This is a genomic window from Serratia sp. L9 (genome assembly GCF_050632285.1).
In the GTDB taxonomy this organism is placed as follows: Bacteria; Pseudomonadota; Gammaproteobacteria; order Enterobacterales; family Enterobacteriaceae; genus Chania.
The window spans coordinates 4,177,942-4,191,409 of sequence record NZ_CP192591.1 but is presented as its reverse complement, the minus strand read 5'-3'; the positions used below and the strand labels follow the sequence as shown (position 1 = coordinate 4,191,409).

Genomic DNA, 13,468 nt, shown 5'->3' with positions numbered 1-13,468 from the left:
TTGTTCATCAGTAGACTTGGAATAGTTTAGCGTGGAACGCGAAGCCCACCTTCGATACCTTTCGGGCTGAACACCACTTGCCACAATTGGATATCACGCGCACGGAACGACCCCGCGCAGGCATTCAGATAATAGCTGAACATCCTCTCGAAGCGCTCAGAATAGTTGGCAGCCAGTTGTGGCCAGCCGCGTTTGAAACGTTCATACCAGGCCATCAGGGTACGATCGTAATCTGCACCGATATTATGCCAGTCTTCCATGACAAACAGGCCTTCACTGGCACGGGCAATATGTTTAACCGAAGGCAGACAGCCATTCGGGAAGATATATTTGTTGATCCACGGATCAACATTCATATCTGTCCGATTTGAACCGATGGTATGTAACAGGAATAGGCCGTCCGGTTTTAAATTACGTTCAACCACGTTGAAATAGGTCTGGTAGTTTTTTGGCCCGACGTGTTCGAACATGCCTACGGAAACAATGCGGTCAAATTGTTGGTTGAGATCGCGGTAGTCCTGCAACAGTATTTCCACGTCCAGACCAGCACAACGTTCCTGCGCTAATTTCTGCTGCTCGGCGGAAATCGTTACCCCCACCATGGAAACCCCGTAATTTTTGGCTGCATAGGCAGAGAGACCACCCCAGCCACAGCCGATATCCAATACACGCATACCGGGTTGCAGATGAAGTTTTTCGCAAATCATACGCAGCTTGGCAATCTGAGCCTCTTCAAGCGTGGTAGCTTCTTTCCAATAGGCACAAGAATATTGCATATAAGGATCCAGCATCAGGGTAAATAGATCGTTACCCAGATCGTAATGTTCCTTACCCACAATCCAGGCACGTTTTTTGATTGCAGGTTGGTCAGGCGAGCGGCGGCAATACGCAGAGTATCTTTCAGATGGCGGGGCAGTTTAGTTTCAAGACCCGCAGCGATAACGCGCTGAAAGAATACGTCCAGCCTTTCACATTCCCACCAACCATCCATATAACTTTCGCCCAGGCCCAAAGAACCTTGTTGCAAAACGCGTTTAAAAAAATTGGGATTGTGAACCTGAATATCAAAAGGGCGTGCGCCATTGATCTCTATATCGGCCAAACCGAGCATCTCATGCACGATACGATACCAATGGTTATCCTGTATGCTCAGATCTTCTATACACGATGAACTCATAGCTTCTCCATCACCTTCTTCTGACTTATGCCCCAGCAGAAAATAGCGTAGTCGATCTCTACTGGTACATACGTTTACCTACGGCAAGATTTCACCGTGGCGTCTGATATCCGACTATGAACAGAGGAAATTTAAGAGACTCCCAGCGCAAAAGGGCGCAGGTAAAATGATTCCTTAAATAAAGCGTGACAACTCCCACTTACATAATCACCGTTTGTGATAAATGCTGGGTAAAGATGTTATTTTAAAAGGTCGTTTTGAGTATAGGCTTGCCGAGGCGGAGACTCAATAATAAATCGCACTCGGCAAGAACTTTCATTAACTAACTATTTACCAAGGTAATTATGACATAGAGTCCGCAGGCTCCTGCCGCGTTACCTGCTCGTTGTCCGCACCTTTCCCGCGTTGGATCATATACCCCAAAGCAGCCAAAAATACGGTGGCAAGCATGACGGTTGCCGTTGCCAACAGCGGCTTGGTGATAAAAGCCGAAACCAGCAGACTGGCGATAAAACACAGCCCCAGCTGTAAGGTATTTTGCAACGCTGCGGCCTTGCCACTGCTGTTCGGGAATGGCATCAATGCATTGGCCACCAAAATAGGATAGCTGGCACCATTGACCAACGCCATAAAACAGAACGGGATTAACAAAGTTGTCAGCGTCGGCTCGCTCAACGTAGCGATCAGGTATAGCGCCAGCATACTGACGCCATAAGCTAACAGCAGCCACGGCAGCAACGTTTTGCCAGAAATGCGGTTTAAAGCGCTACGGCAGCTAAACCCCCTAACAAGAAAGCCAGCGTTTGCGGGACATAGCTCAGACCAATATCGTTGGGGCTGTAACCCATTTCGCCGAGAATAAAGGGGGAGCCTGTAAGCCAGGCAAAGAATCCGGCAGAGCAGGCGGCAAATACCATCACATTACCGCTGAAGACCGGAGATTTTAAAATCTGGTAAAAGCTGATACTCGGTTTTTTATCCGCGCAGGGTACCAGCCGGCTGCGATCTTTCAGCAACAGGGTTGGGATAAGCAGCAACGCAGTGATAGCAAGCAGTACCATGAAGATGGCTCTCCATCCCATATGGTTCAGCAGCCAGGCTCCCAACAGCGGGGCGAGTGCCGGGGAAAGGGCAACCAGCGGCATAATGGAGGCAAAAACACGGTTGGCTTTGCCATCGCGGTAACGATCCACAACAATGGCTTGCCAGGTCACTGCGGCAGAGCAGACCCCAACGGCCTGAATGAAACGCATTGACCACAACTGCACCACGTTCTGCACCCACAGCATCCCCAGACAACCGAGAGCAAATAACACCAGGCCCATCAACAACACCGGTTTGCGCCCCAGACGGTCCGACAGCGGCCCCCACAACAGTTGAGCAAAGGCGAAGCCCGCCAGGAAGATACTCAGGCTGGCGCTGATTGCCCCGGCAGAGATCTGTAAGTCCTGTTGCATGGCGCCAAACGCCGGCAGATACATATCGGTGGCCAGGTAACCCAACATACTCAGGCCGGCAAGGTAAAACATAAATCCAAAGTTTCGCATGGTATTTCTCGTTAAAATTATGTTGTCGCAGGTTTTTTAGCGCCGGCAAGTTTATCCGGCTGGATCTCTGCTTGTGAAACGGTAATATTTGCAAGATGCTATTAAAAAATTTGAAGGCAAGCTATGTGGTCTGAATATTCGCTTGATGTGGTTGATGCGGTGGCTCGAACGGGGAGTTTCAGTGCGGCGGCGCAGGAATTACATCGGGTACCCTCTGCGGTGAGCTACACCGTGCGGCAATTGGAACAATGGCTTGCCGTGCCGTTGTTTGAACGACGCCATCGCGATGTGGAACTGACGCCTGCCGGGGTCCTGTTCGTTAAAGAGGCGCGGCTTGTTATCAAAAAAATGCTTGATACGCGGCGGCAATGTCAACAGGTCGCTAATGGTTGGCGTGGTCAATTGAGGATTGCGGTCGACTTGATTGTGAAACCGCTGCGTAGCCGCCAACTGGTACTGGATTTTTATCGTCATTTCCCCGATGTGGAATTGGTGGTGCAGCCGGAAGTATTTAATGGCGTGTGGGATGCGTTGGTAGATGGTCGTGCGGAGATGGCGATTGGTGCCACGCGAGCGGTGCCGGTCGGCGGTGGGTATGCTTTTCGTGATATGGGTTTTATGAACTGGCTGTGCGTGGTGCATGCCAGCCATCCTCTGGCAGCTTTGAAAGGGGAGTTGCATAACGATCAATTGCGGCCTTATCCCTCATTGCTGCTGGAGGATACCTCCCGCAATTTACCCAAACGTGTGACTTGGTCGCTGGATAACCAGCGGCGGTTAAACGTGCCTGATTGGGTTTCGGCGGTAGACTGCCTGCGGGCTGGTTTGTGTGTCGGCATGGTTCCCGCACATCGGGTTCTGCCGATGGTGCAAAGCGGAGAGCTGGTGGCGCTGCAACTGCATGAACCCTTCCCACCCAGCGCCTGTTGCCTGACATGGCAGCAAAATGCCCAATCACCGGCAATGGCGTGGTTATTGGATTATCTGGGTGACAGCGACACGCTCAACCAGGAATGGCTAAGCGAAGAACTGCCGGGCAACACACTGCTGCCCGGCATGGGCAGTTAGCGGCGGTAATCGATAAAAGGGCCATCCGCAACGGAACGGCGTTCGATCAGCTTAGGATGTACTTCGATAACCTGTGACTCTTCACGCTTGCTGATAATGCGGTCCAGCAACATGGTGAAGGCCATTTCCCCCAGTCTTTCTTTAGGCTGGTGAATGGTGGTCAGTGCCGGGGTAAAGTAACGGGCATTACGCACGTTATCGTAACCGATCACCGAAATATCCTGCGGTACGCGCAGCCCCAATTCGTCGGCAGCACAGATAGCCCCCATCGCCATGATGTCGCCTCCGCAGAACACCGCGGTAGGGCGGTGTTTTTGCGAAAGAATTTGATGCATGGCCTTGTAACCGGACTCAGGCTCGAAATCCCCCTGAACAATCCACTCTTCGCGTACTTCGATATGAGCCTCTTCCAACGCCTTCAGGAAGCCCTGATGGCGGCCGCCGCCGGTGTTACGCGAAAGTTGACCAGGAATGGCGCCAATATCCCGATGACCACGCTCGATCAGGTAACGGCCAGCCTGATAGCCCCCTTCGAAGGCATTGTCGATAATCGTATCGGTGAAGTCCCCACGCGCGCTGCCCCAATCCATAACGACCATGGGAATATTGCGGTAATCCTCCAGCATCCCCAGTAACTGGTCTGGATATTCAGAACACATCACCAGCAATCCATCGACGCGCTTTTGAGCCAGCATGGCCAGATAAGCTTGCTGCTTATCGAGGTTATTGTGCGAGTTACATAAGATGAGTGTGTAACCCTTGCTGTAACAACTGTTTTCTACCGCTTCGATCACTTCGGCAAAGTAGGGCGCTTCGCTTGATGTGGCCAGCAGGCCGATAGATTTGGTGTGGTTGACTTTCAGGCTGCGGGCCACGGCGCTAGGGGAATAGTGCAGCTCTTTTATCGCAGCCCAAACGGCTGCTTTGGTATCTTCGGCGACGAAACGCGTTTTATTGATAACGTGGGAAACGGTAGTGGTAGAAACGCCAGCGCGTTTGGCCACATCTTTAATCGTTGCCATGTAAAGAATGACTCCTGAACCCACATGTTACAGCATGTAAGTATGATGTTAATCGTTTGCCTGCGTAGATCCTTTCCCAAATAAGCGAAAACTGAGTTTTTAGTGCTGAAGTCGTAAGTCGCTCGAACAGGAGGGGCATTTTGCCGGTACGCAGTTGTGAACTGCGGATTTTGTCGCATATTGAAGAAAAGTGGAAGAGCTAATCAGCATTTATAAGCAGGAGTTTGATAACAAGATTTTATACCCGCCGTCTTTCCTGTTGGGCACTTATCGGGAACTTGAAATTCATAGGGTATAATCACGAACTGTGGGAAAATGATTTGACGTATTAACTGTGTGGCTTATGCTCTTGGGAAACCAATCGAAAAGGGAGTTGTTTATGGATACCGATTTGAAAATGTCTTTGCTGACCACCATTGGTGCCTTGGCAATGATTATTATCTTTAGCTTTATCGCAGCATTGAACTGATAAGAAAGGCGCAGCATGCTGCGCCTTATCATTGGTTAATCCCCCGCCGTCACGCCAGGTTCTTCTCCACAAACGCCCAGTTCACCAGTGCCCAGAAGTTTTCCAGGTATTTTGGCCGCGCATTGCGGTAATCGATGTAGTAAGCATGTTCCCACACGTCAACGGTCAGCAACGGTTTGTCTTCACCGGTCAGCGGAGTTGCCGCATTTGAGGTGCTGACGATCGCCAGTGAGCCGTCTGCTTTTTTCACCAGCCAAGTCCAGCCAGCACCGAAGTTTTTCACTGCGGCATCGGTGAACTGTTCCTTGAAGGCAGCGAAAGAACCGAAGGATTTGTTAATCGTCTCGGCTACTGCCCCTGTTGGCTCGCCGCCGCCTTGCGGGGACAAACAGTGCCAATAGAAAGTGTGGTTCCATACTTGTGCGGCATTATTGAAAACGCCACCGGTAGAGGTTTTGACGATCTCAACCAGGGATTTGCCTTCGAACTCGCTACCTTTCACCAGATTGTTCAGGTTTACCACATAGGTGTTATGGTGCTTGCCGTAGTGGTATTCCAGCGTTTCTGCGGAAATGTGTGGCTCAAGGGCATTTTTCTCATACGGTAATGCAGGTAATTCGAACGACATTGCTTTCTCCTTTTTATATACAGCACTTTTCTTCCGATACCTTCAGCCGGAGTGGCGGAGGGCGGAAAAACCGAATTGTTATATTATTTTTATGGTTATTAATCTTAGCAACTTTCCGGGTGAATAAAAGATCCAAACCGTGTTAAGCGTCTGATTGTTTAAAGTATCGGCAGGAAAATGAGGGGGCTGAGGTTTAGGGGCTCAGCCGGGTTGGATCAGCGAATGGTTTTTGGGGTCACGACACGGCGGGCGCCGATGTAATGGTTCTGCCAGTAGTCGTTATCCAGTTGGCTTATGCGGATTTCTTCGCCGGTGCGGGGTGACTGGATAAACTTACCGTTGCCAAGATAAACGCCAACGTGATCGGCAGTGCCGCGATTGTTGATACGGAAGAAGACCAGATCGCCCATTTCCAGCTCATTTTTCTTGATCGGAGCGGCATCGCGAAGGTGATACATTTCGTTGGCGGTGCGGGGCATTTTGATCTTCACAACATCTTTATAGGCGTAATAGATCAGGCCGCTGCAGTCGAACCCGGTTCTGGGGGAGGAGCCGCCCCAGCGGTAAGGTTTACCCATTTGTCCCATCAGCTTGGCCATGGCGGTTTGCTTGGCGTGTTGGTAGCGCTTCTTGTGAGCAGGGCTGAGTTTCAGCGGTTTTTCACGGCCTGCCAATTTGGCTGTCGCTTTGCCTTCTTCACGATGGCGGCCGTAACCTTTCTTGTAACCCTTTTTCGGTGGGGTCACTTTCATTTTGGCCGTTTGGGCAGATGGGGTTTTCGATTTGGCGCTGGTGGTTTTTTTGCTGTTTTCACGGCCTGATGTTTAGTTTTTGCCGTTTTTTGCGGGGTAGTTACTTTTACTTTCTTGCTGGCTTTATCCGCTTTCTTTTTCTTGCGATCGTCAGGCCGGGCTTCATTAACATGGCTTTTGCGCTGCTCGGCAGAAACACGAGCCTGCGGCGCAGCATGCGCCAAATTTAAAAATAGCTGCGTAAACAACAGCACAAAAAGCGTAATAATTAACCGCATCTTGACATTACCAACCTTGGCCCCGAATACAAATCGAATGAATCACAGTATTCCCGAAATTCGCCATATAAAACAGCGTGGATCTCATAAATACTAATTCATATTGTGAGAAAACGTTAATGGCGTTTTTTTGGTTAAAATTCAAGCCGTTGATGTGTAAGAAAACACCCGATTTATAGGCCAGGCTTATTATTCCCCAGGCAGTAACGGTAAAAATATAATAGTGAAACGCCAGGATTAAAAATGTTATCCTGAGGGCAAGTTTTAGCCTGGGTGATGCTTTAATCGCAACATTCCGGTAACCGGAAAATACCCCTTTAAAAAATGGCGTTTTCCTGGCACTGTTCCAGCCGCTACAATAGCGAGTGTGATGCATATTGTAGCCACGATGTGGCTTGAGGAAGCAATAATGACGACGATTGAAAAAATTCAGCAGCAGATTTCTGCTAACCCGATCCTGTTGTACATGAAAGGATCACCGAAATTGCCAAGCTGCGGTTTCTCTGCTCAGGCCGTTCAGGCACTGACGGCTTGCGGCGAGCGCTTTGCCTACGTTGATATTCTGCAAAACCCGGATATCCGTGCCGAATTGCCAAAATATGCCAACTGGCCAACTTTCCCACAATTATGGGTAGACGGTGAACTGGTTGGTGGTTGCGATATCATTATCGAGATGTATCAGCGTGGTGAGTTGCAGCAGTTGATCAAAGAAACGGCTGAGAAATATAAAGAACAGGAAGACCAGCAACCGTAAGGGCGAGCAGGTTTACTGAATAAAAAGGGGGCACGATTAAAAGTGCCCCTTTTTTATGGGTGTTAAGCGGTGCTAACGCCAGTGACCGGCCAGCCGCCAAGGCGTTTCCAGCGGTTTACCAGTTCACAGAACAGCAGGGCTGTCTGCTGGGTGTCGTAGAGCGCCGAGTGGGCCTGGCTGCTGTCAAAAGGCATCCCGGCGGCGATACAGGCTTTGGCTAACACCGTCTGCCCCAATACCAGCCCGCTGAGTGCGGCGGTATCAAAAGTGGCAAACGGATGGAATGGATTACGCTTCAGGCTGGCGCGTTCGGCGGCTGCCATAAGAAAACTGTGATCGAAATTGGCATTATGCGCCACGATTATTGCTCGATTACAGCCTTGGTCCTTCACACCTTTGCGCACGGCTTTGAAAATCGCATGCAACGCATCATATTCACTCACTGCCCCACGTAGCGGGTTATGGGGATCGATACCGTTAAAAGCCAGCGCTTCTGGTTGCAGATTCGCCCCTTCAAACGGTTCTACATGAAAATGCAGCGTTTCATCCTGCTGTAACCAGCCGTTCTCATCCATTTTCAACGTAACGGCGGCAATCTCCAGCAGCGCGTCGGTCTGGGCATTAAAACCGGCGGTTTCCACATCAATAACAACGGGGTAAAACCCACGAAAACGGCCACTCAGGGCGTTAAGATCACTTTTTCGGGCATCAGTTTCTTATCTTCATCGAATACAGCGCGCATTATGACAAATTTATTGTCTTGGTGCAGCGGAGATAAAAAGAAGGGCGCGTGAAGCGCCCTGGGGAAACTTCAGTTGCCGAGGCCATGACCAGCATGCGCATTCTCGATCAGTTCGATTTTGTAACCATCAGGATCTTCGACAAAGGCGATCACGGTCTTTCCACCTTTAACCGGGCCAGCTTCGCGGGTGACTTTCCCCCGGCCTGACGGATGTTGTCGCAGGTAGCAGCAACGTCGTCAACGCCCAACGCCAGATGGCCAAAGGCGGAGCCCATATCGTAGCTATCGACACCCCAGTTATAGGTGAGCTCAATCACTGAACCTTCACTTTCATCGGTATAGCCAACGAATGCCAGCGAGTATTTGTACTCGGTGTTTTCGCTGGTACGCAGCAAGCGCATGCCTAATACCTTGGTGTAGAAGTCGATGGAGCGTTGCAGATCACCGACACGGAGCATGGTATGGAGTAGGCGCATAATTTCCTCTGATTGGATATGCCGTGGTTAACGGCAGGTGGATTGAAGCGGCAAACAGTATAGCCTTGTCAGATAAGGCAATTCAACGCAGGGTTATGTTACAGTGTCACAAAATGGTGGTATGATGACAACATTAGGGATGGAGTGAGGGAAAATCGGCTCTCTAATGCATATCTTGTTATGCTCAAAAGAAAAGCCAGCTGTAATTTAACTACCACTGGCTGATTCAGATTAATTCAATATTGAGTCATTTGCTAAGAAAGGGTAATCAGTGTAACCAGCCGCGCCGCCGCCGTAGAAGGTTTCTGAATGCGGTTCATTCAGTGGCGCATTCTGTTTGAAGCGCTCAACCAGGTCCGGGTTGGCGATATAGCTGCGGCCAAAGGCTACGGCATCGATAAAACCTTTCTCGATCAGGTCTTCTGCCTTCTCTGCCGTGTAGGCTCCGGCACCAATAATCACACCTTTGAAGTGTGCACGAACGGCATCACGGAAGGCGGTTGAATAAGGCTTGCCACCGGCCCAGTCTGGCTCAGAAATATGCAGATAGGCGATGTCACGCTTATTCAACTCGTCAATCAGATACAGCGCGGCTTCTTCCTGATCTTCACCGTTATCCAGACCATTGAACGGGCCAAGAGGGGAAATGCGGATGCCAACGCGATCGGCACCAATTTCAGCGATGCTGGCGTCGACGACTTCCAGCGTCAGGCGAGTACGGTTTTCGATACTGCCGCCGTACTGGTCGGTACGTTGGTTAGAAGCCGGGGACATGAATTGATGTAACAGATAACCATGTGCCGCGTGCAGTTCAATATAGTCAAAACCGGCTTCACGCGAGTTGGCCGCAGCCTGGCGGAAATCGTTAATGATCCCAGGGATCTCCGCAGTTTCCAGTGCGCGGGGTGTGGAGGTTGGCACACGCACCCAGGCGCCGGTTTCATCACGAACCGTGGTACGGGTTTCTGCATTGATCGCTGAAGGCGCTACCGGGGCTTGTTGTCCTGGCTGCAAGCTGGAATGGGAGATGCGGCCAACATGCCATAGCTGTACTGCGATATGGCCTTGCTTATCATGAACGGCCTGGGTGATTGTTTTCCACGCGGCAATCTGTTCTGGCGTATGCAGCCCTGGAGCACCGGCATAGCCTTTCGCCTGGAAAGAAATCTGGGTCGCTTCGGTAATCAACAACCCTGCGCTGGCGCGCTGAGCGTAATACTCGGCCATCAATGGCGTCGGGATATCACCGGGTTCAATGCTGCGCAGACGAGTCAGCGGTGCCATAAAAACACGGTTGGGTAATGTGGTATGGCCAACTTTAATCGGGGAGAACAACTTTTGAATCTTCATAGTGCATCCTATATTAATAGACCAGTCGACTAGTGATGATAAACAATATCGCTACAAGGGTTTCAGGGTAATAAATAAAAGAGGAGGTCAGGGCTGAGCAGGTCGCAACAGCAACTCAATACTTTCCAGCGCACCGGTTAACGGGGCAACCGAACGGCGAATTTTGGCCCGCAGTGAAGCCCCTAACCACAATGAATACAGCGTTTCGGCCGTGGCTGCCGGGCTCATGGCAATGGCCAGTGACCCTTCACCTATGCCACGCTCAATCGCGTCCTGCAGATGGCCGATAACGCGTGCTGAGCCGGTTTCCAGTGCGTGGCGCATCGGTTCGGACAGATCGCTGACTTCGGCGGAAAGCTTAACCGCCAGGCAGGCGTTATGGCATTCACTGCGACAGTGGGAACTGATTGCCTGGGCGTAATAACTTAATAACTGATGACGGGCGTCAGTGTTGGCATCACCAAACAGCGCCTGCATAGTGGCATCATAATGTTCAAAATAGCGTTGCAACATCGCCTCACCAAAGGCTTCCTTCGAGCGGAAATAGTGATAAAACGAGCCTTTAGGCACGCCCGCGGTAGCCAGCAATTCGCTCAAACCCATGCCGGTAAAGCCAAGGCGCAGGCTGAGAGTTTCGCCAGTAGCGAGCAGATGTTCTCGGGTGTCCCCGTTGCAATGCATCAGTTTTGTCATAATGGAAATGAGCATAATAGACCGATTGGTCTAGGTCAAGCACGAGATAAAAAAGCCGGTAAAAAATACCGGCCGATGGATAATGTTGGCGGTGCCAGAGGGGCGTTAAAAATCAAGCTTTGCCTGCGGGGGCGTTGCGGCAACTTTGCAGGATATCCAGACCGGGTTGATACTGCTGCGTCTGCACGTTTAACATCCCCAGCACCGTATGGAACAGGTTATCTTGCGAAATATTATTCGTCTCAGCCTGTTTTTCCAGGCATTGGCGGTTGATACCGAAATTGCGCTCATAATCGGCTGACATCCACATCAGGAAGGGCACATGAGTCTGCTGTGAAGGGGCGAACAGATAAGGTGTGCCGTGCAGGTACATACCGTTTTCCCCCAGCGACTCACCATGATCGGAAAGGTAGATCATCGCGGTATTAAACTTGTCACTATATTGCTGCAGTAACTTCACCGTTTTATCGAGCATGGCATCTGTATACAGCAACGAGTTGTCGTAGGTATTTACCAACTGCTCATGCGTGCAATCCTGGATCTGATTGCTGTCGCAGGTTGGCGAAAACTTATGGAACTCTGGCGTGCTACGGCGATAATAAGCCGGGCCGTGGCTGCCCATCTGGTGCAACACAATCACGCCGTCACCCTTCAGGCCGTTGATGTAGTCATCTAGCTTATGCAGCAAAACGTCGTCCATACAGATATCACCATCGCAATACTGCGATAGTTGTAGTTTGGTCATATCTACGTGCGGGATACGGTCACATGCCCCCTTACAACCGCCGTCATTTTCCCGCCACAACAGGTTCACCCCGGCATGAGCCAGAATATCCAGCATGCCTTCCTGATGGGAGGCTAAAGTGGCGTCGTAATCACTGCGTGGCATATTTGAAAACATACACGGTACGGAAATCGCGGTTTCGGTGCCACAGGAACTGGCGTTTTTGAAATAAATGACATTGTCTTGTTTGAGGCGTGGGTTGGTTTCCCGTGGGTAACCGCCAAGCGAGAAATTTTCTGCACGAGCAGTTTCCCCAACCACCAGGATCATCAGCGTTTTCTTGGGCTGGCTGCTGATTACCGGGCCGAGATGCGCGTCTTCACCGATCCTGACCAACGGCAGATTTCGGTGGAAATAGCGGTGTTGCGTGAAATTGATCGTGCCGGCAACAAAGTTGGACGGTGTGATCATTTTCACTATGCTTTTATTGTTGCGGATCAGAGAAGCATAATCTTTATAGAAAAACGCTGCCACCAGCAGGATCACCACCACAGAAAGCATTATGTTGGCCACACGCAGGCCAAGCATGTACCACCAGGGGCGGGTTTTATTGATCTGCAGGAAACAGACAAAGACAGACGGCACAATCCCGATGACCAGCAACCATAGCCCCATGCGTGGTGTCAGCAACGCGGTGGCTTCCTGTACGTTGGTTTCGAAGGCGTTCTGCATCATATTGCCGTCGATCACCACCCCGAAACTGGACATAAAATAATTGCTGGAGGCGCTGCCGATCAGCAACAAAATAATTATTGGCTTGCGCACGAAAGGGATGGTTAACACGCTGAAAATGATATTCAAGGCGCAAAAAATGACCAAGGGCATGGTCGCTGCAAAAATTACGCTGTGAACGCTATCGAAGGTGATATACGACCAGGCTTTGCGAAAAAATAACGCGTTATAGATGACGGTAAAAAACAGGGCGCAGGCGAGGATAAACTCCAAACCGTTACACCGTAACAAATGACGTAAGCGCATTGCCAAATCTAAATCCTGCAATTGGGTAATGCGCCGAAATCTACCAGATGAAACTTAAGATAACCTTAGAGATTATGAGTGCTGCAACGGTAGCCGAGTTAGTAGGCTGCGGTAAACTGCGCCTGGATAAACTGCGGTTTTTCAATTTCGTCGATAATGGCTACGGCGAGATCTTCCACGGAAATACGGGCAGGGGCCGCACCATTCATCAGCAACTTGGTGGTGCCTAGCCGGAACTGCCCGGTGCGTTTACCAGGCTCCAGTAATGCAGCAGGAGAAAGGTAAGTCCAATCCAACTGGGTTTCCTGTTGTAATTTATTACGCAAATCACGCACGGCTTGGGCTCCTGGGCGAATATTTTCCGGGAACTGCGGGGTATCTACCAGTTCTACACCCGGCGCGACTTCCAGGCTGCCAGCGCCTCCCACATACAGCAGGCGCTTAACGCCGGATTGTTTTACCGCATCCAGGATCTGTTGAGCGCCCCTGGCTGTTTTCTCATACAGATTATCTTCCCCCCAGCCTGGATTATAAGTACTGATCACCACGTCATGGCCCCTTAGTTGCCGTGCCAACCACTGGCTGTCAGCCACATCACCCAAGGCAACGGTAAGATTGGCGTTGTCCGGTAAATCTTTTTTCTGGCGGGCGATAGCGGTAACCTGCAGGCCACGGGCCAAGGCTTCTTCAACTACACGGCGGCCAACAAAGCCGGTTGCACCAATAATGACTGCTTTCATCAAATTTCTC

Annotated in this window: 9 protein-coding genes and 5 pseudogenes; 3 read left to right on the top strand and 11 right to left on the bottom strand. The window is 50.6% G+C overall.

All coding sequences use genetic code 11. The annotated features are described in order from the left end of the window. Window positions 1-26: 26 nt before the first annotated feature. Window positions 27-1,177, bottom strand: a pseudogene (cfa, locus tag ACQ86O_RS19955) (cyclopropane fatty acyl phospholipid synthase). 342 nt (window positions 1,178-1,519) lie between these two features. Beyond that, window positions 1,520-2,724, bottom strand: a pseudogene (gene punC, locus ACQ86O_RS19950) (purine nucleoside transporter PunC). A 123-nt stretch (window positions 2,725-2,847) separates the two neighbouring features. Between punC and punR the strand changes: the two are divergent. After that, the gene (punR, locus tag ACQ86O_RS19945; protein ID WP_431222549.1) at window positions 2,848-3,792 is read left to right on the top strand and encodes a DNA-binding transcriptional activator PunR; all 945 of its coding nucleotides are present in this window, start codon (window positions 2,848-2,850) and stop codon (window positions 3,790-3,792) included. Here the strand turns inward: punR and purR are convergent. Further along, window positions 3,789-4,814: an HTH-type transcriptional repressor PurR gene (purR, locus tag ACQ86O_RS19940; protein WP_431222548.1), complete on the bottom strand. Its 1,026-nt coding sequence runs from the start codon at window positions 4,812-4,814 to the stop codon at window positions 3,789-3,791. The genes punR and purR overlap by 4 nt on opposite strands. Window positions 4,815-5,193: 379 nt before the next feature. Here purR and ACQ86O_RS19935 point away from each other — a divergent pair, with 379 nt between their 5' ends. After that, on the top strand, window positions 5,194-5,283 hold the full coding sequence (locus ACQ86O_RS19935; protein ID WP_431222547.1) for a YnhF family membrane protein: 90 nt from the start codon (window positions 5,194-5,196) through the stop codon (window positions 5,281-5,283). A 49-nt stretch (window positions 5,284-5,332) separates the two neighbouring features. Here the strand turns inward: ACQ86O_RS19935 and sodB are convergent, their stop codons facing one another. Next, window positions 5,333-5,911: a superoxide dismutase [Fe] gene (gene sodB / locus ACQ86O_RS19930; protein WP_431222546.1), complete on the bottom strand. Its 579-nt coding sequence runs from the start codon at window positions 5,909-5,911 to the stop codon at window positions 5,333-5,335. A 215-nt stretch (window positions 5,912-6,126) separates the two neighbouring features. After that, window positions 6,127-6,941: pseudogene (locus ACQ86O_RS19925) on the bottom strand (C40 family peptidase). Between the two features lie 406 nt (window positions 6,942-7,347). Here ACQ86O_RS19925 and ACQ86O_RS19920 point away from each other — a divergent pair. Then, a complete protein-coding gene (locus ACQ86O_RS19920; protein ID WP_431225784.1) occupies window positions 7,348-7,695 on the top strand; it encodes a Grx4 family monothiol glutaredoxin in 348 nt (115 codons plus the stop codon). 62 nt (window positions 7,696-7,757) lie between these two features. Here ACQ86O_RS19920 and rnt read toward each other — a convergent pair. From rnt to ACQ86O_RS19890, 6 genes and pseudogenes are all read right to left on the bottom strand, one after another. Further along, a pseudogene (rnt, locus tag ACQ86O_RS19915) lies at window positions 7,758-8,437 on the bottom strand (ribonuclease T). A gap of 69 nt (window positions 8,438-8,506) precedes the next feature. Then, window positions 8,507-8,913, bottom strand: a pseudogene (gene gloA / locus ACQ86O_RS19910) (lactoylglutathione lyase). Window positions 8,914-9,144: 231 nt separating this feature from the next. Further along, window positions 9,145-10,263, bottom strand: coding sequence for an alkene reductase (locus ACQ86O_RS19905; protein ID WP_431222545.1), 1,119 nt, complete (start codon window positions 10,261-10,263; stop codon window positions 9,145-9,147). Window positions 10,264-10,350: 87 nt separating this feature from the next. Next, entirely contained in the window at window positions 10,351-10,971 is a 621-nt protein-coding gene (locus ACQ86O_RS19900; RefSeq protein WP_431222544.1) for a TetR/AcrR family transcriptional regulator, read from the bottom strand. 97 nt (window positions 10,972-11,068) lie between these two features. After that, window positions 11,069-12,718 carry a phosphoethanolamine transferase EptA gene (eptA, locus tag ACQ86O_RS19895; RefSeq protein ID WP_431225783.1) on the bottom strand — a complete coding sequence of 550 codons (1,650 nt, stop codon included), beginning with the start codon at window positions 12,716-12,718 and terminating at the stop codon, window positions 11,069-11,071. A gap of 98 nt (window positions 12,719-12,816) precedes the next feature. Beyond that, window positions 12,817-13,458 (bottom strand): NAD(P)-dependent oxidoreductase, encoded by a 642-nt coding sequence (locus ACQ86O_RS19890; protein WP_431222543.1) that lies wholly within the window; start codon window positions 13,456-13,458, stop codon window positions 12,817-12,819. Window positions 13,459-13,468: the final 10 nt, after the last annotated feature.

Coding starts and splice junctions, on each gene's coding strand:
- punR (WP_431222549.1), top strand. CDS start 2,848: ATGTGGTCTGAATATTCGCTTGATGTGGTTGATGCGGTGGCTCGAACG.
- purR (WP_431222548.1), bottom strand. CDS start 4,814: ATGGCAACGATTAAAGATGTGGCCAAACGCGCTGGCGTTTCTACCACT.
- ACQ86O_RS19935 (WP_431222547.1), top strand. CDS start 5,194: ATGGATACCGATTTGAAAATGTCTTTGCTGACCACCATTGGTGCCTTG.
- sodB (WP_431222546.1), bottom strand. CDS start 5,911: ATGTCGTTCGAATTACCTGCATTACCGTATGAGAAAAATGCCCTTGAG.
- ACQ86O_RS19905 (WP_431222545.1), bottom strand. CDS start 10,263: ATGAAGATTCAAAAGTTGTTCTCCCCGATTAAAGTTGGCCATACCACA.
- ACQ86O_RS19900 (WP_431222544.1), bottom strand. CDS start 10,971: ATGCTCATTTCCATTATGACAAAACTGATGCATTGCAACGGGGACACC.
- eptA (WP_431225783.1), bottom strand. CDS start 12,718: ATGCGCTTACGTCATTTGTTACGGTGTAACGGTTTGGAGTTTATCCTC.
- ACQ86O_RS19890 (WP_431222543.1), bottom strand. CDS start 13,458: ATGAAAGCAGTCATTATTGGTGCAACCGGCTTTGTTGGCCGCCGTGTA.